The organism is Bradyrhizobium sp. Leo114 (assembly GCF_055229415.2).
The window spans coordinates 104241-125197 of the sequence record NZ_JBUYEN020000010.1 but is presented as its reverse complement, the minus strand read 5'-3'; the positions used below and the strand labels follow the sequence as shown (position 1 = coordinate 125197).

Genomic DNA, 20957 nt, shown 5'->3' with positions numbered 1-20957 from the left:
CTTCAACCCTGCTCGGTAAGCCGGGCAAAATCCTCAAGCACGGCTGCGACGAGATCGCGATGCCTTGTGTCTTCCGGCGGCAGGCCCGCGGCGTACAGCTTGAGCACATAGCGCGCCTTGGCGGCTGCCTCCGGCCATGACGCGGCGGGAGCCGACAACAGGTGGTCTTCCACCGCGGCTCGGTGCTCGCGCAGCTCCTGCGCATGGGTCTCGACCTCCGCCAGCGCACGACGAATGTCGGTTGCCTTCTGCGCCGCCATGCCGCGGTGGCTGTCGAGATCAAACGGCTCGTCAGCCATCGGAAGCACTCGCGTCCACGCGTTGCGCGTCGGCGAGATCGACAGAGCCGATCGAGACCACCTCCATCGCCAAGCCGCGCGAGCCCTCCACCGGCAACTTGATCATAGTAGCGACGCGGCGGAACGCCTCGAACGATAGCCCTTCGATCGTCTCCTCGTCGGTGACGACTTCATAGGTGCCGGCGGGCAACAGGCGATCAATCCCCCTTATCCGGAACGGTTGCTTAAAGGTGACGACTTCGCGTCGGGAACGGATGGTCATGCGCGCCTACCTTTCGCAATACTTTGGCGCCGGCCTCAAAAGCAGCATGCGCCCTTCGAACCGCAATAGCCATCGCTTTGTTGCCGCACGCGACGAGAAGGCACCACGCCCGTTCCTGCGCGCTCTTGCCGCCTGAGGGGACTTGATTTGGCACTGGCGTCGCATGGGCGACGTAGCCGGAGGACCGCGACGCCAAATGCTCGAAACCGACCTATCCTTCGCAGCCATGGCCGCAGCATTGGCGAAATCCGCTGACTACCGCGTCCTTCGGCGCCTGGTCCCTCGAGAGATTTTCACTCCGTCAATCGGTCAAAGCACGAAGACCGTCATCCTTATCGACGTAGATCGGCACGCTGATCGATGACTGATCGCACGCGGCCGCCCGTCGTCCGTCGACGACGGAAGATCAGGCCCACTTATCTTCTTCGCGGCGGGCTTCGTCCTCATTGAGGCGCTCGGCCACGTCATCAGCGATAGGTGAATCTTCCGTCGTCGCGACCGGCGTGCCGTCCTGCTTCTTGATCGTTTTGCCTTCGGCACTCACGGGAAAATCATCGGGCTTCAGCGGCTTCTTTGACGTCGACATCGCGTCTCCCTCCTGTGTGCCGACACAATAGCACGCGCTCTAAGAAACGACGGCCAGAACTCTCGCTTAGCTAAGGTGCGTCCACTTCGGAATACGCGCTCACTCGTTTTCATCCTCGCTAAGTTCCCGCTCTGCCTACAGAACTCTAGATCCCGTCCCGTAGGCCGCACGTGCTGTTCCCAGAGTTCGTGGGCACGAGCCCTGATTGCTTGCTTGGACCGGCGCGCAGCTAAGCGCCGTTGTAGGCTCTCTCCCAAATCCTCGACGAACGCCTTGAGCCGCTGATAGGTCGTTTGGTCGGTTATGGGCGACACGCCCCAGATCTCCCAGCTTCCACGCATCCAGGAACCATGACGAAAGCTCAACCAGAGCTTGCACATCAGATGCCAGACTCGACGGGAGGGCTGACCATACGCATCTACCAATGCCAGTGCGGGGAGCGAAGCTGGACCGAGCATCGAGAGTAACCGCCCGCAGCCGTGGACGTTAAGTTTGCCTGCACGACAGCGGGATACGGGATTTTCTCTGCGCGCAAGCCACCGCAGCGGTAGGCACATCGGTGCGCATTGATGATCGTGGTGCGTGGGCGCAGCACCGCGGCAAAGACAAGTTGGGGCAAGCTCCCATCGTCATCGCTCTCCGCCCTCCTTGCTTCTCAGTTCCACTATCTTTCGCCCTCGCTCCCATAGCTCGATGTCGTGGCCATCCACCATCTGCTTGGCGCGCTCTTGCGCCGCGTCATCGTCAGGAGCCAGGAATTCGTGTCGGTCCATAATGCGTCCGTCCCGACCTAGAACGAAAATGCGATACTCATGCATGGGCATCTTCCTCCAGAATCGTCCTCCCGGCCGAAGAACCTAGAACGCTTGCAAAAGTTCCAGAGTTGGAACGGAGCCAGAAGCCAGCGCTGGAACGATGGCTCAACCTTCGTGTTCTGGCAGAGCCTGAACGCAATTCGAGATGGTGACTTCAATAATGACGGCGGCTGACGTGGAGGAGTGTCGAAAGCAGGCCGAGGAATGCCGACGATGGGCTAAGAAGATGATCAGCCCTCTCGATAAGGAAGCTTGGCTACGGCTAGCAGACGAGTGGATGAGGATGGCCCGGGAGGCGGAAGAACGCCGCAGCTAGCGGCCGGGCGCGATGGTGGCTCACGTTACCTCGCAAGAGACGAGGCCCGGCGTGCCTAGGAGACCGAGCCTCGTAACCCGAGGTCATGCGAAGAACAAACGTGGCGTAAGCTGATTTGTTCGTTTCTTTAGATCACCTTCGCGCGAGCCGCTCTTCGACCCGCTGTTCCCAACCTTCTTGACTGCCTTCTTCACCGCCGGTGCGGATCGACCAGTCTTTTTGGGTTCGTAATCGATCTCATAGCGCTGCCCGCCGGCAACTCGCGCGCGGTCCTGTTTAGGGCGTTTGCTTATTCGCTTTCGCCATTCTGGCCTCCAATGTTGTCATGACGCAAACATAGGACGGACTCGCTGGTTCCGAGATCGGAAGTTCGACCGATCCTGCACGGGACTCAAAGAAAGCAGCCCGGCCAAGGGTGGGACCGAGCTGCCGTTCACGCCACTGCACCACACACGTCAGGGGACCGTGTGTGCCTCCACATAACTCGGCTCCGAAAGCGTCCGTTCCTAGTGTGCCGTGGAAGAAAAAAGTCCCAGCTCTCTCGGGGGAAGAGAACTGGGACCAAGGGTGTCGCCTCCTGAATGGGACGGTAATGCCACAGGGAAACAACCTACGAGGCTGTCGACAGGTTGCAAACTTCGGAACGAATTGTTTTGCTCCACTTTGAATCGTGAGTGGCGTCGGAGTTCCGTGCGGTGGCGTTCCAGCGTAAGAAGCCGGCTGCGCTCGGCACCAAGGCTCCCTACCCCGGCTTCATCGATCCGGCGCTGGCCACCGAGATCGAGCGGGTACCGACCGACGCCAGATGGATCCATGAGATCAAGTTCGACGGCTACCGCGTCCAGGTCCACCTCGCCAACGAGACGATCAAGGTGTTCACCCGCCGCCGCAACGACTGGACCAGGCGGTTTCGCAAGATCGCCGACGACGCCTGGCACATCTCCGCCGCCAGCGCGATCGTCGACGGCGAAGTGGTTGCGCCGGCCGAAGACGGCACCACGGATTTTTCGGTGCTGCAGAACGAGCTCAAGGGTCGATCGAAAAAGATAGTCCTGGTCGCCTTCGATCTTCTCTATCATGACGGTTACGACCTGCGAAAACTGCCGCTTTCCACGCGCAAAGCCGAGCTGAAGAAACTCGTCGCCGGCACCGACATTCAGTTCAGCGAGAGCTTCGAGGTCGACGGCCGAGCGATGTTCGAGCACGCCTGCAGGGTCGGCTACGAGGGCGTAGTCTCGAAGGTCGCCGACACCCCCTATGTCTCAGGCCGCGGCCGCAACTGGGTGAAGACACCGTGTGCGCAGCGGGAGACGCTGACGATCGCCGGCTTTGCCCTGGACGAAGGAAAATGGGACGGTATCTATCTCGCGGCGCAAGGGCGCCGAGCTGATCTACGCCGGCAAGGTCGACCACGGCTTCGACAAGGCATCCGCGGCCGACTTGCAGAAGCGCCTAAAGCCGCTGATCCGGAAGACACAACCCTACACCAAACGGATCGCGCACGAGGGCATCTGGGTCGAGCCGAAGCTGCTCGCCGAGATCGAGTATCGCGCCAAGTCGGCGGAGGGCAAGGTGCGGCATCCAGTCTTCAAAGGCTTGCGGGAGGACTTGCGATGAGATGGTGCGCGCGTTGCGATAACTGCCGGTTTGTGTGCGAGAATCACCTGGATAGGCCGTGGGAAGGGCCGCGAGCTTGCACATGCGGCGGAGCCGGCGCCCCGTGCCCGTGGTGCAACAGAGGTAATCCTCCCGAGATGCCGGAGGACTTCGAGGCGACGGTAACGGCGGACGATGACCTAGATTGAGGAGTCTCTCTGATGACAACAGTCTGGATCTACGAAGGACGGGACACCTTCAAAAAATTCGATACCGAAGATGAGGCGCAGGCGTGGCTTAAGGAAAATGATCCGGTGGGTGTGGCCATCGAACACCAAATAGGCGAGCCGTTGCCCGCCGGGTCGGCCGATCGATATGGGGTGCCGAAAGCGGATGAAAGGAGCTAGAGCGATGAAAACTACCTCGCCCGGTCACGATGTTGCCTACGTTGAGGCAGGCGAACGATTAGGACGCGCACTTGCTGCATCGGGATTAACGCTGATCTACGGCGGCGGAACCCATGGTGTGATGGGCGCGGTCGCTCGCGGCACACTGAATAACGGCGGCAAGGTCGGCGCGATCATTCCGAGATTTCTCACAAACTGGGAAACGACGACTGATGCGCTCAAGATGTTCGAAGACTTGACGATCACAGACAACATGCACGAGCGCAAGCACAGAATGTTCGAGCGTTCTGATGCCTTCGTGGCACTTCCGGGTGGCATCGGTACCGTCGAAGAAATCGTGGAAATCATGACTTGGGCCCAGCTTGGGCAGCACCGTAAGCCGATGGTCTTGGTGAACATCAAAGGTTTTTCGGCGCCTATGATGGCGATGCTGGACCACATACGCAGCGCAGGTTTCCTTCACAGAGACCACCTGCTTCAACCCATTGTCGTTGATCGTGCCGAGGACGTGATCCCCGCGATTGTCGCTGCCGCTGCTAAAGAAAGCGCGTCCGAAGACGGTGTTTCGTCGATCATCGACAAGATGTAGATTTCTGCGTCCTCGGGCGTAATGAGGCCGGGTGCCGTTGGCTTCTGCTGTTGGCCCATGGCCGAAATCTGGATTGAAGATCGCCACGTCAGCTCACCGGGGTAGACCGGACGCCGCTCAGCGCGGCGTCAAATGCCGCTTGTGACCCCAAACCGGACGTCATTGCATCGCGAGACCTGCGCTGCGTCGGGATGTCCTGTTACCAAAAGTGCCGGACATCAAAGGGTTAAGCTATGTCATCCGTGGCTAAAATCTGCCGCGCGGTCTTTTCTTGTGCGATAATTCCTTCCAGCCGCGATATGTTCTCGAGCAAGCGCTGGCTGGTCAGCACAAGAGAGTAATAGCTGAATTGTGGATTCTGAAAAAAAATCTCGAGCAGCTTTTCATAAGTAATAGTCATCACTTGCCCGTCTTCGATGCATTCGACGGTCGCGGTTCTCCGCCGATTGGGCGTAAGGAAACCGAGTTCGCCCATGAGACGTCCCGGCGGAAGCTCGACGCCGATTTCCCTGACCAAAAACGTTCCTGTGACCGTCAGGAACATTTCGGAAGCTGCATCATCCTTCTTGAACAATATGTCTCCCCGGCGATATCTGCGCTCAGTCATGAACGGTTTGAGCCATTCCAATGAGGTATCGCCCTCCGTCGCGATACGTGCCCTTTTGATGAGATTGAGCATTTGACGGAGGCGGATTGCATTGATCGGCAGCAAGAGCAGATAGAGGATGAAAGCCCCGACATTTCCAGAGAGCGCGCCATAGGCAACGAAGAACATGCAGCCGACCATGTTTGCGACGCGCAGCGGCACTATCGTCTGCATCAGCAAGGTAGCGGCAAGAAAGATGGCGCCAACGAGAGCGAACATGTTGGCGAGCGTGATGTTGGCGAGCACGATTTCCAGCAGCCAGATGAATAGTGCGTCGTAGGTGATGTTGTTCGGATCGAGACCCATCTGAACCAGAATCTTTGCGATCCTGAGATTGTCCGCCGCCGTATCAAGAATGCGGTCTAGTATCGAAGCTGCACTGTTGGACCCCATCGGATCATCCTCCGCGCAAAGCTGTCGGTATTCGTCGGGTATCCCGGATACTGACAATTAAAGTCGGATAGCAACCGTTTGAGTAAGATTAGTAGCGGTCTCGGTGCATCGATCGATTTTACCTCGGGCGTTGGTTTCGGCAATTGCCCGCTCCCTAGTTGGTTTTGCCGTTGTATCTGCCCCTAAGCTGAAGAGAGGTAACGCCGTTCCTGGGCGACTTTCGCAAGTGGAGGGCAATAGCGTCGCAAAAATCGGGAACTTCCGAGTCTGGCCCGAATGCGAAGTGGGGGATCGGAAATCGTCTGCTTATCGGGGTAGATCGGAAGTGACTGGTCGATCCTTCCAATCGGCGCTTTTGCCCCTGAGGAGACATCCGAAGGTCGCACCCAAGATTCAGAAGGATCTCGCCAGTTTCCTAATTTGTCCTACGCGAACTGCCGATAAATCGGTCGCGCTACCGGATTTTAAGGAGTACGGTTTCTCACATCACCGCCCGGCCCTTGGCTTCTATCGGTGACCGAGAGAGGTCGGCTCCCGCCCACCCGCATAGGGAGTGGCGCCATGCAACGCCGCCGTTTCACGAACACATTGACCTCTCGACCTCTCCTGATCGGCTGGCGAAGGAAGCCGAGCGACTCCGAGAGGAAGCAGAGACCAAGCCTCCGAGGCAGGAACGAGACACGCTCCGAAAAAAAAGCGCGTCAGGCAGATACGGCAGCCAGAATAGGAATACCATAGAGATCCGAATTGGAGGCGTCTATGAACCAAGTACAAGTCGAGCAGAAAAGCTATCAGATGCCGCCGGAGGATGGGTTTACCGTCGCATATTTTCTCACCGTCGCCGACATCGAAAGATCGGCTCGATTTTACGAAACGGTCTTCGGGGGTCGCATTCTGAGCAGAGGGCCGCCGGGGTACATCCAGATCGCGAATATGTGGCTCATTGTCAACGTCGGGGGCGGTCCGACACCAGACAAGCCATCGGTAACGCTCAGCGTCCCCGCCGATCCCGATTTAGTCAGCAGCTTTATGAATATCCGCGTTGCAGATATTCAAGCGTGTTATGAACTGTGGCGAAGTCGAGGAGCCGAGTTCATCACGGAGCCGAAGGAACAGTACGGCGAGACGTGCTGCTACATTCGCGATCCTGATGGCTATATTATAGAAGTTGGGCAAAGCAAGCCGGGGTTCGCTTACGGCTAAACGGTACGACACATGAAAACATCTTCAGTGACCGCGCACGCAGTCCGGCACGGATGAAATATCAGGATACGCCGGATACCAAGCCGGTCCTGGTCAGGTGACCGGCATCGTCGAAGCGCAAAGGTACTTAACCGTGCGAGACATGCTTGACGGAATTGGAGGAACATTGCCCACGATCGCGGCGATGCGCTTTGCGCTCGGGTCGTTCTTCGTCTTGTCCGGATTTCATAAGCTTACGAATAGGGAAAGACATAAGACATTTGTAGAGACGCTTAGGGTCCTTAACATCCCACACGTTGGCATATTGCAATGGTTTGTTCCCGGAGTTGAATTTTTTGGCGGCCTAGGCGTCGCAGTCGGATTTCTCACGCCGCTGGCAGCCCTTGGCCTTCTGGTGATTTGTGCGGTAGCCCTCTTTACGAACTCTGCAACGGTAGTTGCGAGCTACAAGCCGATTGATCGGGCAGATCGTGTCGACGATTGGCTTTACCAGCCGGAAGTGATGTACGCGTTGATGCTGCTTTATTTTATTGCGGCCGGTGCTGGCCCGGTTTCCATCGATCAGCTTCTGAAGCTCTGGATTGGCTAAGTGAGAGGTCCAATGCAGCTTCGGGCGGACTGAGAAATACGATATCCAAATTGGAGGTCATCTATGAACCAAGTACAAGTCGAGCAGAAAAGCTATCAGATGCCGCCGGAGGATGGGTTTACCGTCGCGCACTTTCTCACCGTCGCCGACGTCGAGCGATCGCTGCGATTTTACGAGACGGTCTTCGGAGGTGTCATTCTGAGCAGAGGCGACAGCAGCGGCGCACCGGGGTACATCCAGATCGCGAACACGTGGCTCCTTGTTAACCCCGGGGGCGGTCCGACACCCGACAAACCATCTGTAACGCTCAGCGTCCCCGCCGATCCCGATTTGGTCAGCAGCTTTATGAATATCCGCGTTGCAGATATTCAAGCGTGTTATGAACTGTGGCGAAGTCGAGGAGCCGAGTTCATCACGGAGCCGAAGCCCAAATACGGCGAGACGCGATGCTACATTCGCGATCCTGATGGCTATATTATAGAAGTTGGGCAAAGCAATCCTGGCGTTGCTTACGGCTAGACTAGGGCCTGTACTCATAAACGCGAAGAGCGCGGAATGTCCGCTTTCGGGGGGACTGGAAATTTTGTGCTCATTGCGCGCCTTACTGGTTTTGACCCGTTTCGGCGTTAGGCCTAGCCGGACAGCGGGTCGCTAGCGTGCTATGTTGGCGCGCGGGTTTCCCGAGCCGGGGTACGACGTGAGTGACCGCGTAGAAAGGCGATTGGTAGCCATTTTGGCGGCGGATGTGGCCGGTTATAGCCGCTTGATGGGCTTCGACGAGGAAGGAACGCTGTCGCATTTAAAGGCTCTGAGAAGAACGCACGTTGATCCTGCGATCACCGCGCACCGCGGACGCATCGTCAAGACGACCGGCGACGGCATGTTGGTGGAGTTCGCGAGCGCGGTCGACGCGACGCGATGCGCAGTTAAAGCCCAGCGCGAAATGGCCGAACGAAATGCCGATGTGCCGCAGGGGAGCCGGATCGAATTCCGGATGGGCATTCACGTCGGCGATATCATCATCGACGACAACGATATCTTTGGCGACGGCGTAAACATCGCCGCGCGTCTCGAAGGCATCGCGGAGCCCGGCGGTGTCTGCATTTCCGACGATGCTTATCGGCAGATTCGTGGCAAGGTCGACATCACGTTCGACGATATGGGATCGCAAAGCTTGAAGAATATCGCCGAGCCGATGCGCGCCTGGCGTTCGCGGATTGACACGAACTCTTCTACGGTAGAGTCGGTAAGGCCAACGACCGAGACTGCTCCACCCCTCGGGCTTCCAGACAAGCCGTCGATCGCGGTATTGCCGTTCCAGAACATGAGCGGCGATCCGGAGCAGGACTATTTCGCCGACGGCATGGTGGAGGACATCATCACGGCCCTTTCGCAGGTGAAGTGGTTCTTCGTCATAGCCCGGAACTCCAGTTTCATTTACAAGGGCCGGCCGGTCAACGTGAAGCAGGTCGCCCGCGACCTTGGCGTTCGCTACGTGCTCGAGGGCAGCGTGCGCAAGGCGGGAGGGCGGGTGCGCATCACAGGCCAGCTCATCCAAGCGGAGACCGGCCGGCACATCTGGGCCGATAGGTTCGATGGTGAACTTGCGGATGTCTTCAACCTGCAGGACCAAGTGACGTCCAGCGTCGTCGGGGCTATCGAGCCTTCTCTGCGTGAGGCCGAAATCGCCCGAGCCCGCTGCAAGCCGACCGAGCGGCTGGACGCCTACGAGTGGTACCTCCGGGCGCTACCACACTTTTACACGCTGAATCGCGAGAGCCTGGATAAAGCGATCGTGCTCCTCGGCCAGGCGATTGCGATCGACCCGCACTTTGCGCTGGCGAAGGCGCTTGCGGCGCGCTGCTATGCGTGGCGCAATCCTCAGGGCTGGGCAACCGTGCCGGAAGAAGAAAAGGCGATCGCAGTCCGGCTCGGCCGGGAGGCGCTGCAGGATGGCGACCACGATCCATCCGTGCTGTGGATGGTGGGCTTCGTGATGTGGCAGCTGCGCGTCGACCCCGAGGGTGCCCTCGAACTGTACGACCGGTCGCTCTCCCTGAATGCCAACTGCGCGCAGGCGCTTGCCCTGCGCGGCTGGGCACTCGCAACTGCCGGACGGCTCGACGAGGCAGTCCCAGCGCTTCTGCAAGCCCTCCGTCTCAGCCCATTCGATCCGGAAGCATTCTTTACGATGTCGGCTCTAGGGTGCGCCTACTTGATGGCCAGGCGCTTTGACGAGGCCTTCAAATGGACGTCCCGTGCTCTGAGGCAGCGGCCAACGTTTGCGCCCGCTCTGCGCTTTCATGCGGTTTGTTTGGTCAAGCTCGGTCGACTGAGCGAGGCGCGTGAAACGGTAGCGCATCTGCTCCGGCTGGAGCCCGGCTTGACGATTTCGACCCTCCGCCGACGCATGCCCATTTTTGACGCGAAGCTGATGAACACTTTTCTGGATGGCCTACGCAAGGCGGGGCTGCCGAAATGACGGTCGACTGCGTCGGCATGTGGCTCTCGCTGCTGTTCCGGTTTTAGCCCTAATGCGAAGTCCGCGCAGGTTCTGAAATGGTCTGCTTATCGAGGTAGAGCGGAAGTGACTGGTCGACCTTCCAAGCGGCGCTTTTGACCCACAACGGACATGCGTCACGTAGAATTCCCGCCCTTTAGGGTCCTGTTGAACTGAAATATTAGAGTCGTCTGATGCTATGCACTGGCATCCGGCCCTCGATAGGTGCCGAGAAGCCTATCCCAGAAGAAGTGGATCACGGCAAAATTTTTGTTCGCGTGCCGGTGATGAATGAAGTGCAGCTCCTGCATCCGTCTGAACCACGCAAATCGCTGAAGCCCCGATCCCTCCACGTGGTATTCTTTATCAAAAAAGACGTGCGCATAAAACGATGCCGCGCTTCCAATGACCATCGTCACAAAAAGACTGAGCGGCAGCAGGAAATAAGCGCATCCGCCGACGAGAAACAAAGGGATAAAGAAAAACGGTGTGTTGTTGCCCTCGTCACCGAGGTAGGTTCGTGAGACGAGATGATCTTTGGAATAATAGGTGTGATGGAAGTCGATGTGATTATGAAAGAATCGGCCGCCCATGGGATGGTGGCCGAGTTTATAATGCATCACCGTCTGCGCAAATGACATAATCAAATGCGTAGCGATGGCGGTCAGGAGAAAGAGCGGGACGTTAAGAAGTAGCCACAATGTCATTGAAGCAGCAGCCTCCCGCCGTCCCTAAAGCTATTATAACGCACTTTACCTGCGATTGGCGCATGGGACGGCGCTCGTAGTCAGCTATTTTTAGGCCCTTAACGCAAAGCGTCGTAACCCCCCGCTCCTGGCGGTTCAATCCGGCCGTCGTTTACGCGTCTACACGGGGCGCAGCTCGGGATCTGGCACCTTTGAGACATGCCGACCGGCTCCTGGATTGTCCGCTTATTGGGGAAGACCGGAAGTCACCGGCGCACGGTCAAAGTGACGCGATGGTGAGAGGGACGGGTGTCGAGCGCACGCATCTATGCTGGCTTTCGCTGAGGGGCAGATACCGACCAACGTATGACCAGGCGGTGCCGGGCCATCAGTGCTTGCAGCTAATAGTCCCGCAGAGCGGCGTAACGCCCGCCGGCCTTTCTCTTTTGAGGATGCGATGACGTTCAGCATTCATGCGAGGCGAGGACGGGAAACCTCGTTGCGAGCCACGCCAGTCCAATGCTGGCGGTTGCGAAAGCTCGCACCTAGTTAGGGCCGGATGGCAGGTGCAGATCACCGACGAGTACGGCAAGATATTTCAGCCTAACAGGTTCGAGGAGCTACTCAGATTTGACCGAGGTTTTGAGCTTCCGCGCTGCTTCGGCGTCGCGAGCCAATCGCTCCGCCTTTAACCGCTCGCGGATTGCATGGAACGCCTTTTGCGTGCGTTCATACTCGGCCATCGCTACCTTGACGTCCGCCTCCTTGAAGGCCTTTCGTGCCTTACGCACGGCAGCGGTGGGCACCTGACGTTCGTATGTGTAATCCCTCATTTCCTCCTCCTTTTGCGTTTGCTCACTACGCAATTTTTTGTCGGTGGGTCGAAAGTCGCACCGGAGTTTCCCGGGAATTCGAGGCCTAATTTGCCCTTTTGTGTTACGTTGGCGAGTGCAAATCGCCTTGAAGCCAGCGTCCAAGAGCCTTGGACTTCATAGGATCTTCATACGCGGCCAGGGCCGTAACTACGTGATTGCAGACAGCACATTTAAACGTATGCAAGTCGACGCCTGGGCGTGCTGGCTCGATGCTGGTAAGCATCATCTCGGCCTTGCACTTCGGACAGGCGGGGCGCCCAAATGCAACCGGCGGAATGGCGGACGACATGCGTTGAGATTGGGGCATATGATGCCTCCCCTCGAATAGGCGGGAGCGCAACACTCTCTGTCACCGGTGGATGCCCGTGGTGCGACGGTGATGGAGCCATGTGGATCCCGATCGAACCAAATAGCCAGTTAATTCGTGTTCGGTTGCCGAATTAGTGGTTACAGAGCGATTCAAGGGTCAAAACAGGAGCCAGCGCGCCATCCGCGGTGCGATCAGGACGCTAAATATTTCAGATTGGGACGGAACGATTCACCTTGGGCTGGTCTTGATCCTCGGCAATCGGCGATTCTATCTCCGAAAGCCAAGCCACCGACCGGTCGACATTTTGCCCAATGCCCGGCGGGAGGTCTCAAACGGCCTCAGATGTGCGCACACTGAGGCCGTTTTGCTTTGTTCAATGACCCATCTGCGACATTGGGCAGCACTCAAGAAAGTGCACGATCTCACTTGATCGGCGGAATGGTTCGCCCAGGCGGCGATGTCCTGAGCCTACGCGCTTATGTTCAACTGCCGCAGCACGTCAGCGATGAGTTGCTTCACGTCCTGATGGCCACCGTTGTTGAAGGGTGATGCGCGTGCCTTGTCCGTCGGGCAGTGGTGTGGCGGTCACGATCCTATCCGTGTTGATGACGATGGGCTGATCTTCCGGTTGCGTGAACTGCACGAATGCCATGAGAGATCGATCCTGCCCGTTGGGCGCGCGAGCCGCGCCCAAAACCTGCGATGCGCGGGCGTCAAGGTCAAGCCTGTGTACCGAAAACGTAAAGGCGAGGCGCTTCAAATGGCTTGCGGCGTTTGTACCTCCACCCGATGCGCCGCCTCGCTTCCTGGTGAGGGCAGCACTCATCTACGCGGTTGCGGAATGACCGGTGTTGGCCCTTTGCGTCGATCTGCCGCGAGCGCTGCAACGTCCGATGTGGAAGGTAGACCGGACTACGTCGAGCTCCTTTATAAGCCTAGGTTTGACGTCGCGGGTTGAGACGGGGTTCAAAGCCAATGCGCGAGAGGGGCAGCTAAACTCAGACCGTTGAAGTGCACTTCCGTGAATGGTCCTAAAGGCGACATACCTCGCCGCCTCCAGTCGCATCCGTCGGTTTCCCGAGCCGTTCATCTACCGATCTTTCCGCAGTTGGCGGCGTCTTTCGTTTGGAATGCCACTTCCTGCCCCGAAAAGGGCATAGCGGCACGTCCAAGCTAAAGGTCGGTTCTTAGAGGTAAGGCAGACTTCGTCACTCAGCCCGACCGCCCTGTGGCAAAAGAAAAGGCCGCCCGGAGGCGGCTAGTTCTTGGTCTTCCCTCTTGTGCTTATTTTTTGAGGGCGCCAGCGGCGTCCCGCGCTGCATCCTTCACATCTCCGGCGGCGTTGTGTGCGGATCCCTTCGCCTTGTCGATCTTGCCTTCGGTTTCCATCTCCTTGTCGCCAGTGAGCTTACCGGCACCTTCTTTGATGGCGCCTTTTGCCTTGTCGGCAGCGCCCTTCACATGTTCGCGATCCATGGCCGTGTTCCTTTTGCTGTGCGGAAGACCAGCACAACGAAAGAGTTACGCAGTGGTTCCTCGGAGAACAAGCACGGGTCCGGCCCTGCACACGAAGACTTCTGAATTGGGCCCTTGGCTGCCATCGCGAACGCGAGGAGTAGGTCAGCTACCGGGTCGAAAGCGGTCCAAGCTGTGCTGGTCCGCCAATTCCGAACCTGACCCAACTGAGACATCAAGCCTGATCGCGCGTTTGAGGCTGCTTGGTGCCATTGGTCCATCGCTGGCCAAACAAGTCCGAGGGGCGGCTTGCCGCCGAAACGAATTCTGACCGCTTCCAACAACCCATCATTGTGCCTTAGGATGCTTTCGCCGTCGTATTCTGGCCGATGGTCTCAACCAACCGGGGAAATCAAATGAAGTGGATTTCATTAAGTCTTTTAGCGCCGATAGCTCTGGCAATCCTTGCTCTTTCGATTTCAGCACCAATGCTTTCGTCTAGCTCATACGCGAGCAAAATGGACGGCAAGTTCTATGGGTGCTCTGATCGCGTTTGCAGGGGCATCAATTCGCCCAACTACGGCAAGAAGAGCGGCAAGAAGCCGACGCCCCGCTGAACGGGACCCTCGGCACTGCCGGGCGGCTACCACAAATCAGTTGGGCTGCCGCTTGGCTGCTTTGGATAGATCCGTGTCGGCCATCGCTCCTATGTTGCGCACAGCTCGAAAAGCCGAGATCACGTCTCAAATCGATCTCGCTTTCCGATCGTGTGATCGAACGAGTGTCGGCTTCCGAAACTGGCCCTTGGCTGCCATCGCGACCGCCGAAGAGTAGGTCAGCTACCGGGCGGAAATCGGCCCAAATGCGCTGGCCCGCCAATTCCGAATCTGACCCAGAACTGACCTCGAACGTCAAGGAAGTTGATCAATTTAATGCGCCGCACATACTCTGAACAATTCATCACCACTGGCGCTGGCTGGCACTTCTGATACTCTTTGCCTCGGCGACTGCGATGCCAAATCTTCCACTATGGATGGGGTTGCTGGCATGTCGGTGCGTTACCTACGCCGTTCGCCAATCGCGGCCGTAATTCTGCTGCCCTTGCTTGCCAATCAGCCACTGACGTTCGCTCGCGGCAGTCCCGTAGGGCACGAAGATCCCTGGAATTCGGAACGTATCGATCGTTTGCCGCCCGAGGTTCGAAGTGCCATCACCCGCATGTGCGGAAATGCGACGGCCGCTCATTACTTTGCAACCTTTTTCGACAATTCACGGCTGATCAAGCTGCACTTCGAACATCTGCATTGTGACAAGCAGGCACGGTTTTGCACCGGTACCAGTTGCCTGCGACAGGAGTTCATCTCTACGGGTAAACATTACCGGCTCCAGAGAAGTTATTACGGCCACGACGACGACTGATCGCAATCGTCATTTGCGTCACCTCGGGAGGTGGCATTTCCCGGAAATCCATTGAGTAGCGGATTTCTACTCAGCGTTCGATGCCCCCCACTGCCGGAAGCCCGCTTTGGCGACTGCCTTGCGGTGATCATTCCCAGCTAGGCCCTAAAATATACGGCCTCACGCCACCCGCTCTCAGTCCGAGACACGCGATCTCCTCATCGGTAAGGCGTCGCCGCGCGATTCTCTTGTCTTCGCGCACGAGACCCGGAAAGCGCAGGATCGCCTCTTCCGCCTCACCGGCGTCGTGTGTTCCAACAGCGAAGAACCTGGGATCGGGCTCGCGTTCTCCGACCAAGTGAACCTCGACGAGCCAGCCGCAGTTCGCGAGTTCCGCAGCATTCGGGGGCCCGGTCTCGGCGCCGATACCGGGCAAGCGACCGGCCATTGCTGCGCCACCTCTGCCACTCATCTTGAGAGTCTTCCGGCTGTGAGCGATAGTTCTCCTTTCGGCCTTTCGGCTCAAAACTTCAGGTTCGCGAACGCGCGCACGCCGATGTCCGGTAGCAGCACCTGGTCCTTGGTGTAGGAGACGGAGTTGCGGATGTTCTCGTTGAGCAGATTGTTGCCGACGAGACCGATCGCCATCTCGCGCTTTGGCTTCGATCTCTTCGGTAATCCGATCTGTGACGTCAAGACCACTTTAGGGTTGGCCGTATGTCTGATTCCAAGTTCGAAATGGACATGCTCGGCGGCCGAGGCAAAGTCGCATTTTGACCCAAGAGACATCGATTGCTTGAAGTGCTACGTACCAGCCGAGGATACGGGAGCCAGTTGCTTGTGAGGTCACCGATAGCTGCCGACGCTTTGAGCCTGTTGCCGTTTCTTGACGCCGCGCTTGCCAGCCGCGCCTATGACAAGGCGCAGCATCGGCAAAGGCTTTGCGCACGCAAAGCCCGCTGCCCGGAGGCCTTCCGCCTCCGGGCTTTTTATTCTTGGCATCGCTAGTTTCGGTGCTCGACGAGACTTGGCGCTATTGCGTCTTTATGGTCCCGTTCGCGTTGAAGTCGCTCTTCCGATCATACCCCGACTCGCGCAGATTTTTCATGTACTGCGCGTGGTCCTTGCTGCTCACACCGCCCGGAGCCATGGCGTAGGAATTAGCCGGGTAATAGCCGTAGGAATTGGCCGGCCGAAATGGTGCCGTTGCAATGGCGCCTGCGGTATTGACCGCGCCAGCAGCGATGGCGCCGGCCGTTCCAATCGCTGCGCCGGCTGCATCGGCCGGCCAGAGGCCTGAACGCGCATAACTCGGACCATAATAGCCGTTGTTGTAAGCGTTGTAAGCGCGGTTGGTCATGGCTTCGCGTTGGGCGGCCCTGGTCGCGCCGTAGGCGGAACCATAGTGAGGCCGGTGGCTATTCCGGTAGCTTTGATGAGTCCATGCCGAAGCGGCAGAAGTGGAGACAGTGAGGATAGCAAGACCAACAAGAATGCTTTTCTTCATGCTCAGCTCCTCTGAAGCGACGCATCATTCACGCTAAACCGCCTCAGAACGAGTTCGTTCCGACCGCTCTAAAAAGTTTAGGTCCGGCTTGGTACCTATTTGATTCTCATGTCGGGATTTATAGGGCCCAAATACTCGGACCCGCCGTTCCCTCGGCAGGATCACGCTTGAGGCCACCCCAGTGTCGGCCTCTCAGCGCGTCGCCGCGATGTCGCCTACTGGCCCAAATGCGGAGTCCACCGCGGCTTTCAAACTGTCAGCTTCCGGAGGTAACGCGGAAACGGTAGGCCGCAACTGAGACATACCGATCCCCAGCGGGCCCCGGTCAGGTCGTTTTGGGCAGATCGCCGATTGCGCTCATGCGGCTCGATGGGTAGTCCTTGGCGTCCTCAGGCTAACTGCAGAGGCCCATGATCATCGCAATGATCACCGTGTGGACGGTGCAACCTGCCGTCTACGAGGTAATCGACATGGTCTCCATGCGGCACCTGTTCATGTCCGCAGCCTGGACCGTGAGTGTGTGAGCAGTGGACGTGAGGGGTGCAGTTCACGGGATTTGCCGCATCGATCGGGATGACATGTTCGTCCACATGATCCTCGTGCATATGGTGAAGATGACCATCGTGAAGATAGTCCACATGGCCGTCATGGCGAACCGCGGTGTGTCCGCAATTCGGGCCATGGCGATGAGGGTGGTTCTCATGGTGTTTCTCGGTGCAAGTGGCCATCAGCATGCTCCATATGCATGTGGTTCCCGGCCCACTTAAAATGGTGCGAAAGGCAACGCCGCCAAGGGGCGCAAACTCAAAAGCCGATCCGACACGTAATGTTATAATGTTACCGCCCCGTACGACCGCAGCTCCAGATATCGAAATCAGTTGACGCATTAAGCGGTTCGCACTTCGGGTTTCGCCCTATGTCGCCTGTTGACCCATCTCGTCAAAAGTTGCATGTCCGCTTTTGCGCCGCTCTTCGGGGGTAAGCCGACGTGATCATTTATGGGTACACAGCCCAAAAACGCAAAAAAGACCCCGCCGGCCCACTGGACCGACGGGGTGAAAGGTCCCTTTCGGGGAGCCTCGAAAGGGCTGTTCTGAGACCCTTCTAATATGATGATCTGATCCTGCCGCGAGGCGGTGTCAGCCCGTGCGCCTCGATGAAGTGCTTCAGACTATCGTTCGCCTGCTGCAGATTGCGCACGTCGCCCTCCAGCAAGGTGATGTGCTCACCCTGTTGCTTGATGATCTCGCGCAACTGGTTGCGCTCGTCCTGCAGGTCGGTGATCAGCTTGTTGAAGCCATCGTTCAACATCGCCTGCACGTCCGCTCTCGCCTTGGGCCGGCCGGCGAAGTACATGAACGCCCCGGAAATGATCGTGACGGTGACCGTGGCCACGGCCGTCCCGAGCGAGGACAGCGCATTAGAAGTATCCATTATTGCTGGTCTCGGGCGGGTTATTGCGGTGGCGACCCACCTTCGAGTCCTTCATGGACTGCTCATGCTCCTCGTGCAGACGAGACCGTCGAACCCGCACCTCGGTGTCGATGTCGCCTTTGATCTGATACACGAGGCTCGATTGCGCATAGCGCACCACCAGCACAGCGCTGATGGCCGCAATCGTAATCACGGCTGCCACCATGAATAGGGTCGGCTTATCGATATAAAATGCAATCAAGTTTCTGATTCCGACAGTGAGGTGCCGCGGGCTTCTCCCAATGTCAGCACCGCTGTCAGAGCAGATACGATCGCCATGGCCGCCGAGATCGCCACGTCGAGTCTGTAGACGCCGCTGAACATGGTCAACACCTCCGAGGCATGAGACAGACCGCACAAAAAGATGAACGCACCATACAGGCCCCGTGCCAGCGCCGAGAACTCAACCGTGCGCGTCCGGTAGTAGAGCAGCGACAAGCCGATGGCGAAGTAAGATCCGGCGGTCACAAGGTCGGCCGAGACCGACAGAAAAACGATCACCGGATCGTTGGTCAGGCAGATCGCGTGCTGACTGTAGCGGTCCGCTCCGAGCGCATCGGCGAGTTGTACCCAAAAACCCATCAATAGACCTCCACGTCGAACGCTGCGAGGTCATCAAGCTGCTGGCGGGTCGCGCAGTTGCTCTCGATGCTGGCGGTGAAGCGCCAACGACCCGGATGCACGGCATCGGGCAGCTGAATGCTTACGGCAACGTCGTCTCGCGAAACGCCGGGAAGCACCACCGGACGGCGGAAGGTCACGGTTGCTGGCGGATCGCTGTCGAGCAGGACCATCACCTGGACCACCTGGCCGGGGCAGCTTTCCCGCGCCTCTATATCGATCGTATAGGTGATGCTGCCGTGAACCGGCACGCGGGTCGAGCCGACACGAAGATTGGATGCCATCCAAACCGGGCCGCTGCCGGCAAAGGCGAGGAGAATGAGATAGCCGGCATCAAGAGAGAGCGCGATCAGCGCCGCCGTGTTCCACAGCATTAGCAACACGCGCTTGATCACCCTTTTCCTGTCTTTCACCACTTAAACCACCCACCACCGTCGTTCGCCCTGGCTTCGGCTTCGCGCTGCTTCTGCTTCTCCTCCTGCAGCTTCCTGTTCATGATCTTGTGCATCTCGACCCCACCGGCCAAAAATGCCCCGGTGATGACGAGCACCCCGCCGAGCGCCGCCCTGATCCACTTGAACGGGGCGAAGTAGCTGATGACGATGCACGCGATCAGGATCAGGAGCGCGATGCCGAACCAGTAGACCAAAGGATCGAACAGCCACTCGAAGGATGCGATGAAGCGATCCTCGATGCTGGTGATGATGTCGTTGATCATGTCAGACCTCGGAAGTCGCCCGCCCTGCATTGTCGCCGACCGCGATTACCGCTTCCTTCGGCGCCGGCGCGGACTTCGGCCAGTAGTAGCCGACGATCCGGCTGCGATCATGGATCGACCGCTGGACCTGATCGTCCTCGTTGGCACCGATGCCGCGCACGCCGCTTGAGTTCTCGCCGTCGTACAGGAACACGTGGCCCTGACCTGAACTCTTGGAGCCGCGCCACATCGTCACGATGCAGCCCAGCGCCGGGAGCTTGAGCTTGGTGAACTCGGGATGAGTCTCGAAACTCCTCGCGGCAGCTGACTTCGTGCCCTTGAAGCCGGAGGTCTCCAGGCAGTAGTTCGCGAAGATCGCACACCACGGATCGCCCTCCTGACCGCAGTGGGCGCCCTTGATGAAGGTCTCGAGTCCACGGTTCTCACCGGTCTCGTGCCAGCCGATCCACTTCTCGGCCTGCGCGTACCAAGCGGGCTTGGTCGCGGTGGCGGGCGGCTGGTTGAGCGGCGGGTCGACGGTGCCGAGCCGCTTGCCCTTGTTCAACTCCATCACCGTCAGGTCGCCGACCTCACCGTCCGGATCGAGGTTGCAGGCGGTCTGAAACTTCCGCACGGCCGCCTGACAGACCGGGCCAAAGATGCCGTCGACCACAACGTCGTTGTGGCCCAGCGCAATGAGCCGCCGCTGCACCGCTTTGACGTCATCGCCGCTGGAGCCGAACTTGATGACCCGCGTGAGCTTCAGCGGCGGCTCGGCTGCGGTCGCGGCCTTCGGGAGGAAGTAGGAGCCGATGGCCGACAGAATCGTCTGCAGCACGGAAGGATGCGAGGTTGGCGGCGGGATAGTCGCAGGTGCCGGGGCCGCCTGCGGTTTGCCGGCGGCGTGGCTGCGCGCCAGATCGAAGCCGAACCGGATCTGCTCGTCCGACCACGGCAGCGTTCGTCCCGCCTCGTAGCGGAACATCGCCTTGGCGAAGTTCAGGAGCGCATCGTCGTCGCCATAGAGCTTGATCTCGGTCGACGTCGGCAACTTGGTCCAGACACCGACTTGCGCGAGATACTTCGAATAGTCCTGCCCGCCGCCATAGCGGTTGATGATCTGCGCCATGGTGACGACGTTCGAGGAACGGTAGCGCCGCATCAACTCCCACCACATCGCCACACCCTCTTCGGGCGAGGCCACGATGGTCGAGCGATTGCCGGGGGTGGTCTCCTTTTCTCCGACATAGCCGGGATAGGAGTGCTGCCACGACGCGCCGTTGATCGCGCCGGGATTGTTGAAGCGGATGGTCACCGGCAGCGACTTGTCGTCCGGATTGGCCGAGAAGTAGCCGCCCGTCAGGCTGCGAAATCGATCCGCCATCGTTCAAGCCCTCTGTCCGGGATTGGGCTGGTTGGGAAGGCTTCTCAGGCGCGACACCACGGTCAGCCCCATGATCGCGGCGACCACGAAGCCGACCCACTCCGCCGGCAGCATGGTCACCCAGGCTTTGACGTCTGGGAGGTTGAGTGCTTCGGCGAGATAGGAAATGCCCGCGAGGATCGAGGCACCGAGCGCGACGATCATGCTCCAGAGCACGGTGGCGCTATACTTGGCGGTGGCGAGCAGGCGATCCCACACCGAGCCCTCGGCAAGGTAGTAGTATTTCACCATGCGATAGACGATCAGAAGCGCAACGATCGTCAGGAAGACAAAGATGGCTGTTTTCATCG

The 20957-nt window shown here is 58.6% G+C and carries 27 protein-coding genes and 1 pseudogene; 9 read left to right on the top strand and 19 right to left on the bottom strand.

The features are described from left to right. Positions 1–2 precede the first annotated feature (2 nt). Together ACZIRK_RS14630 and ACZIRK_RS14625 are read right to left on the bottom strand one after the other, a co-directional pair. On the bottom strand, positions 3–299 hold the full coding sequence (locus ACZIRK_RS14630) for a hypothetical protein (protein WP_463327572.1): 297 nt from the start codon (positions 297–299) through the stop codon (positions 3–5). Further along, the gene (locus ACZIRK_RS14625) at positions 292–561 is read right to left on the bottom strand and encodes a hypothetical protein (RefSeq protein ID WP_456647134.1); all 270 of its coding nucleotides are present in this window, start codon (positions 559–561) and stop codon (positions 292–294) included. The genes ACZIRK_RS14630 and ACZIRK_RS14625 overlap by 8 nt, the downstream gene beginning before the upstream one ends. On the opposite strand from ACZIRK_RS14625, the gene ACZIRK_RS14620 reads away from it, so the two are divergent. Continuing rightward, on the top strand, positions 560–697 hold the full coding sequence (locus ACZIRK_RS14620; protein ID WP_463327571.1) for a hypothetical protein: 138 nt from the start codon (positions 560–562) through the stop codon (positions 695–697). The genes ACZIRK_RS14625 and ACZIRK_RS14620 overlap by 2 nt on opposite strands. Before the next feature lie 270 nt (positions 698–967). On the opposite strand, the gene ACZIRK_RS14615 is transcribed toward ACZIRK_RS14620, so the two are convergent. Then, on the bottom strand, positions 968–1147 hold the full coding sequence (locus ACZIRK_RS14615) for a hypothetical protein (RefSeq protein WP_463327570.1): 180 nt from the start codon (positions 1145–1147) through the stop codon (positions 968–970). 1214 nt (positions 1148–2361) lie between these two features. Beyond that, positions 2362–2571 (bottom strand): DUF3606 domain-containing protein, encoded by a 210-nt coding sequence (locus tag ACZIRK_RS14610; protein ID WP_463327605.1) that lies wholly within the window; start codon positions 2569–2571, stop codon positions 2362–2364. A gap of 402 nt (positions 2572–2973) precedes the next feature. On the opposite strand from ACZIRK_RS14610, the pseudogene ligD reads away from it, so the two are divergent. From ligD to ACZIRK_RS14595, 3 genes and pseudogenes are all read left to right on the top strand, one after another. Further along, positions 2974–3895 (top strand): annotated as a pseudogene (gene ligD, locus ACZIRK_RS14605) (non-homologous end-joining DNA ligase). 200 nt (positions 3896–4095) lie between these two features. After that, positions 4096–4281 carry a hypothetical protein gene (locus ACZIRK_RS14600; protein WP_463327569.1) on the top strand — a complete coding sequence of 62 codons (186 nt, stop codon included), beginning with the start codon at positions 4096–4098 and terminating at the stop codon, positions 4279–4281. A 4-nt stretch (positions 4282–4285) separates the two neighbouring features. Next, entirely contained in the window at positions 4286–4870 is a 585-nt protein-coding gene (locus ACZIRK_RS14595) for an LOG family protein (protein WP_463327568.1), read from the top strand. Between the two features lie 226 nt (positions 4871–5096). Here the strand turns inward: ACZIRK_RS14595 and ACZIRK_RS14590 are convergent, their stop codons facing one another. After that, positions 5097–5909, bottom strand: coding sequence for a Crp/Fnr family transcriptional regulator (locus tag ACZIRK_RS14590; RefSeq protein ID WP_463327567.1), 813 nt, complete (start codon positions 5907–5909; stop codon positions 5097–5099). A 759-nt stretch (positions 5910–6668) separates the two neighbouring features. On the opposite strand from ACZIRK_RS14590, the gene ACZIRK_RS14585 reads away from it, so the two are divergent. The 4 genes from ACZIRK_RS14585 (at position 6669) to ACZIRK_RS14570 (ending at position 10183) form a co-directional block, all read left to right on the top strand. After that, the gene (locus tag ACZIRK_RS14585; RefSeq protein WP_130230804.1) at positions 6669–7112 is read left to right on the top strand and encodes a VOC family protein; all 444 of its coding nucleotides are present in this window, start codon (positions 6669–6671) and stop codon (positions 7110–7112) included. Positions 7113–7209: 97 nt separating this feature from the next. Further along, the gene (locus tag ACZIRK_RS14580) at positions 7210–7701 is read left to right on the top strand and encodes a DoxX family protein (protein WP_463327566.1); all 492 of its coding nucleotides are present in this window, start codon (positions 7210–7212) and stop codon (positions 7699–7701) included. A gap of 63 nt (positions 7702–7764) precedes the next feature. Next, complete coding sequence (locus ACZIRK_RS14575) at positions 7765–8220, top strand: VOC family protein (RefSeq protein ID WP_130230800.1); 456 nt, start codon at positions 7765–7767, stop codon at positions 8218–8220. A gap of 202 nt (positions 8221–8422) precedes the next feature. Beyond that, positions 8423–10183 carry an adenylate/guanylate cyclase domain-containing protein gene (locus ACZIRK_RS14570; RefSeq protein ID WP_463327565.1) on the top strand — a complete coding sequence of 587 codons (1761 nt, stop codon included), beginning with the start codon at positions 8423–8425 and terminating at the stop codon, positions 10181–10183. A gap of 215 nt (positions 10184–10398) precedes the next feature. Here the strand turns inward: ACZIRK_RS14570 and ACZIRK_RS14565 are convergent, their stop codons facing one another. The 4 genes from ACZIRK_RS14565 to ACZIRK_RS14550 form a co-directional block, all read right to left on the bottom strand. Next, positions 10399–10908 carry a sterol desaturase family protein gene (locus ACZIRK_RS14565; RefSeq protein WP_463327564.1) on the bottom strand — a complete coding sequence of 170 codons (510 nt, stop codon included), beginning with the start codon at positions 10906–10908 and terminating at the stop codon, positions 10399–10401. A gap of 599 nt (positions 10909–11507) precedes the next feature. Next, on the bottom strand, positions 11508–11720 hold the full coding sequence (locus ACZIRK_RS14560; RefSeq protein WP_463327563.1) for a hypothetical protein: 213 nt from the start codon (positions 11718–11720) through the stop codon (positions 11508–11510). A gap of 851 nt (positions 11721–12571) precedes the next feature. Then, the gene (locus tag ACZIRK_RS14555; RefSeq protein WP_463327562.1) at positions 12572–12724 is read right to left on the bottom strand and encodes a hypothetical protein; all 153 of its coding nucleotides are present in this window, start codon (positions 12722–12724) and stop codon (positions 12572–12574) included. Between the two features lie 632 nt (positions 12725–13356). Then, the gene (locus tag ACZIRK_RS14550; protein WP_130231261.1) at positions 13357–13548 is read right to left on the bottom strand and encodes a CsbD family protein; all 192 of its coding nucleotides are present in this window, start codon (positions 13546–13548) and stop codon (positions 13357–13359) included. Between the two features lie 1026 nt (positions 13549–14574). Here ACZIRK_RS14550 and ACZIRK_RS14545 point away from each other — a divergent pair. Then, entirely contained in the window at positions 14575–14946 is a 372-nt protein-coding gene (locus tag ACZIRK_RS14545; protein WP_130231265.1) for a hypothetical protein, read from the top strand. Positions 14947–15073: 127 nt separating this feature from the next. Here ACZIRK_RS14545 and ACZIRK_RS14540 read toward each other — a convergent pair whose 3' ends face one another. From ACZIRK_RS14540 to ACZIRK_RS14495, 10 genes are all read right to left on the bottom strand, one after another. Continuing rightward, positions 15074–15373 carry a hypothetical protein gene (locus ACZIRK_RS14540; protein WP_474418056.1) on the bottom strand — a complete coding sequence of 100 codons (300 nt, stop codon included), beginning with the start codon at positions 15371–15373 and terminating at the stop codon, positions 15074–15076. Between the two features lie 74 nt (positions 15374–15447). Then, positions 15448–15573, bottom strand: coding sequence for a hypothetical protein (locus ACZIRK_RS14535; protein WP_283813347.1), 126 nt, complete (start codon positions 15571–15573; stop codon positions 15448–15450). Positions 15574–15958: 385 nt separating this feature from the next. After that, complete coding sequence (locus ACZIRK_RS14530; RefSeq protein WP_463327561.1) at positions 15959–16432, bottom strand: hypothetical protein; 474 nt, start codon at positions 16430–16432, stop codon at positions 15959–15961. Positions 16433–17536: 1104 nt separating this feature from the next. Next, positions 17537–17866: a Rossmann-fold NAD(P)-binding domain-containing protein gene (locus ACZIRK_RS14525; protein WP_130231253.1), complete on the bottom strand. Its 330-nt coding sequence runs from the start codon at positions 17864–17866 to the stop codon at positions 17537–17539. Further along, positions 17853–18107, bottom strand: a complete 255-nt coding sequence (locus tag ACZIRK_RS14520; RefSeq protein ID WP_130231251.1) for a hypothetical protein — start codon at positions 18105–18107, stop codon at positions 17853–17855. The genes ACZIRK_RS14525 and ACZIRK_RS14520 overlap by 14 nt, the downstream gene beginning before the upstream one ends. Next, positions 18104–18487 carry a hypothetical protein gene (locus tag ACZIRK_RS14515; RefSeq protein ID WP_463327560.1) on the bottom strand — a complete coding sequence of 128 codons (384 nt, stop codon included), beginning with the start codon at positions 18485–18487 and terminating at the stop codon, positions 18104–18106. Before ACZIRK_RS14515 ends, ACZIRK_RS14520 begins: the two co-directional genes overlap by 4 nt. Then, positions 18487–18939 (bottom strand): hypothetical protein, encoded by a 453-nt coding sequence (locus ACZIRK_RS14510; RefSeq protein ID WP_463327559.1) that lies wholly within the window; start codon positions 18937–18939, stop codon positions 18487–18489. The genes ACZIRK_RS14515 and ACZIRK_RS14510 overlap by 1 nt, the downstream gene beginning before the upstream one ends. Continuing rightward, positions 18936–19244 (bottom strand): hypothetical protein, encoded by a 309-nt coding sequence (locus ACZIRK_RS14505; RefSeq protein ID WP_463327558.1) that lies wholly within the window; start codon positions 19242–19244, stop codon positions 18936–18938. Before ACZIRK_RS14505 ends, ACZIRK_RS14510 begins: the two co-directional genes overlap by 4 nt. Before the next feature lies 1 nt (position 19245). Beyond that, positions 19246–20607, bottom strand: a complete 1362-nt coding sequence (locus ACZIRK_RS14500) for an NlpC/P60 family protein (RefSeq protein WP_463327557.1) — start codon at positions 20605–20607, stop codon at positions 19246–19248. Positions 20608–20610: 3 nt separating this feature from the next. Further along, positions 20611–20955: a hypothetical protein gene (locus ACZIRK_RS14495; protein ID WP_463327556.1), complete on the bottom strand. Its 345-nt coding sequence runs from the start codon at positions 20953–20955 to the stop codon at positions 20611–20613. Positions 20956–20957: the final 2 nt, after the last annotated feature.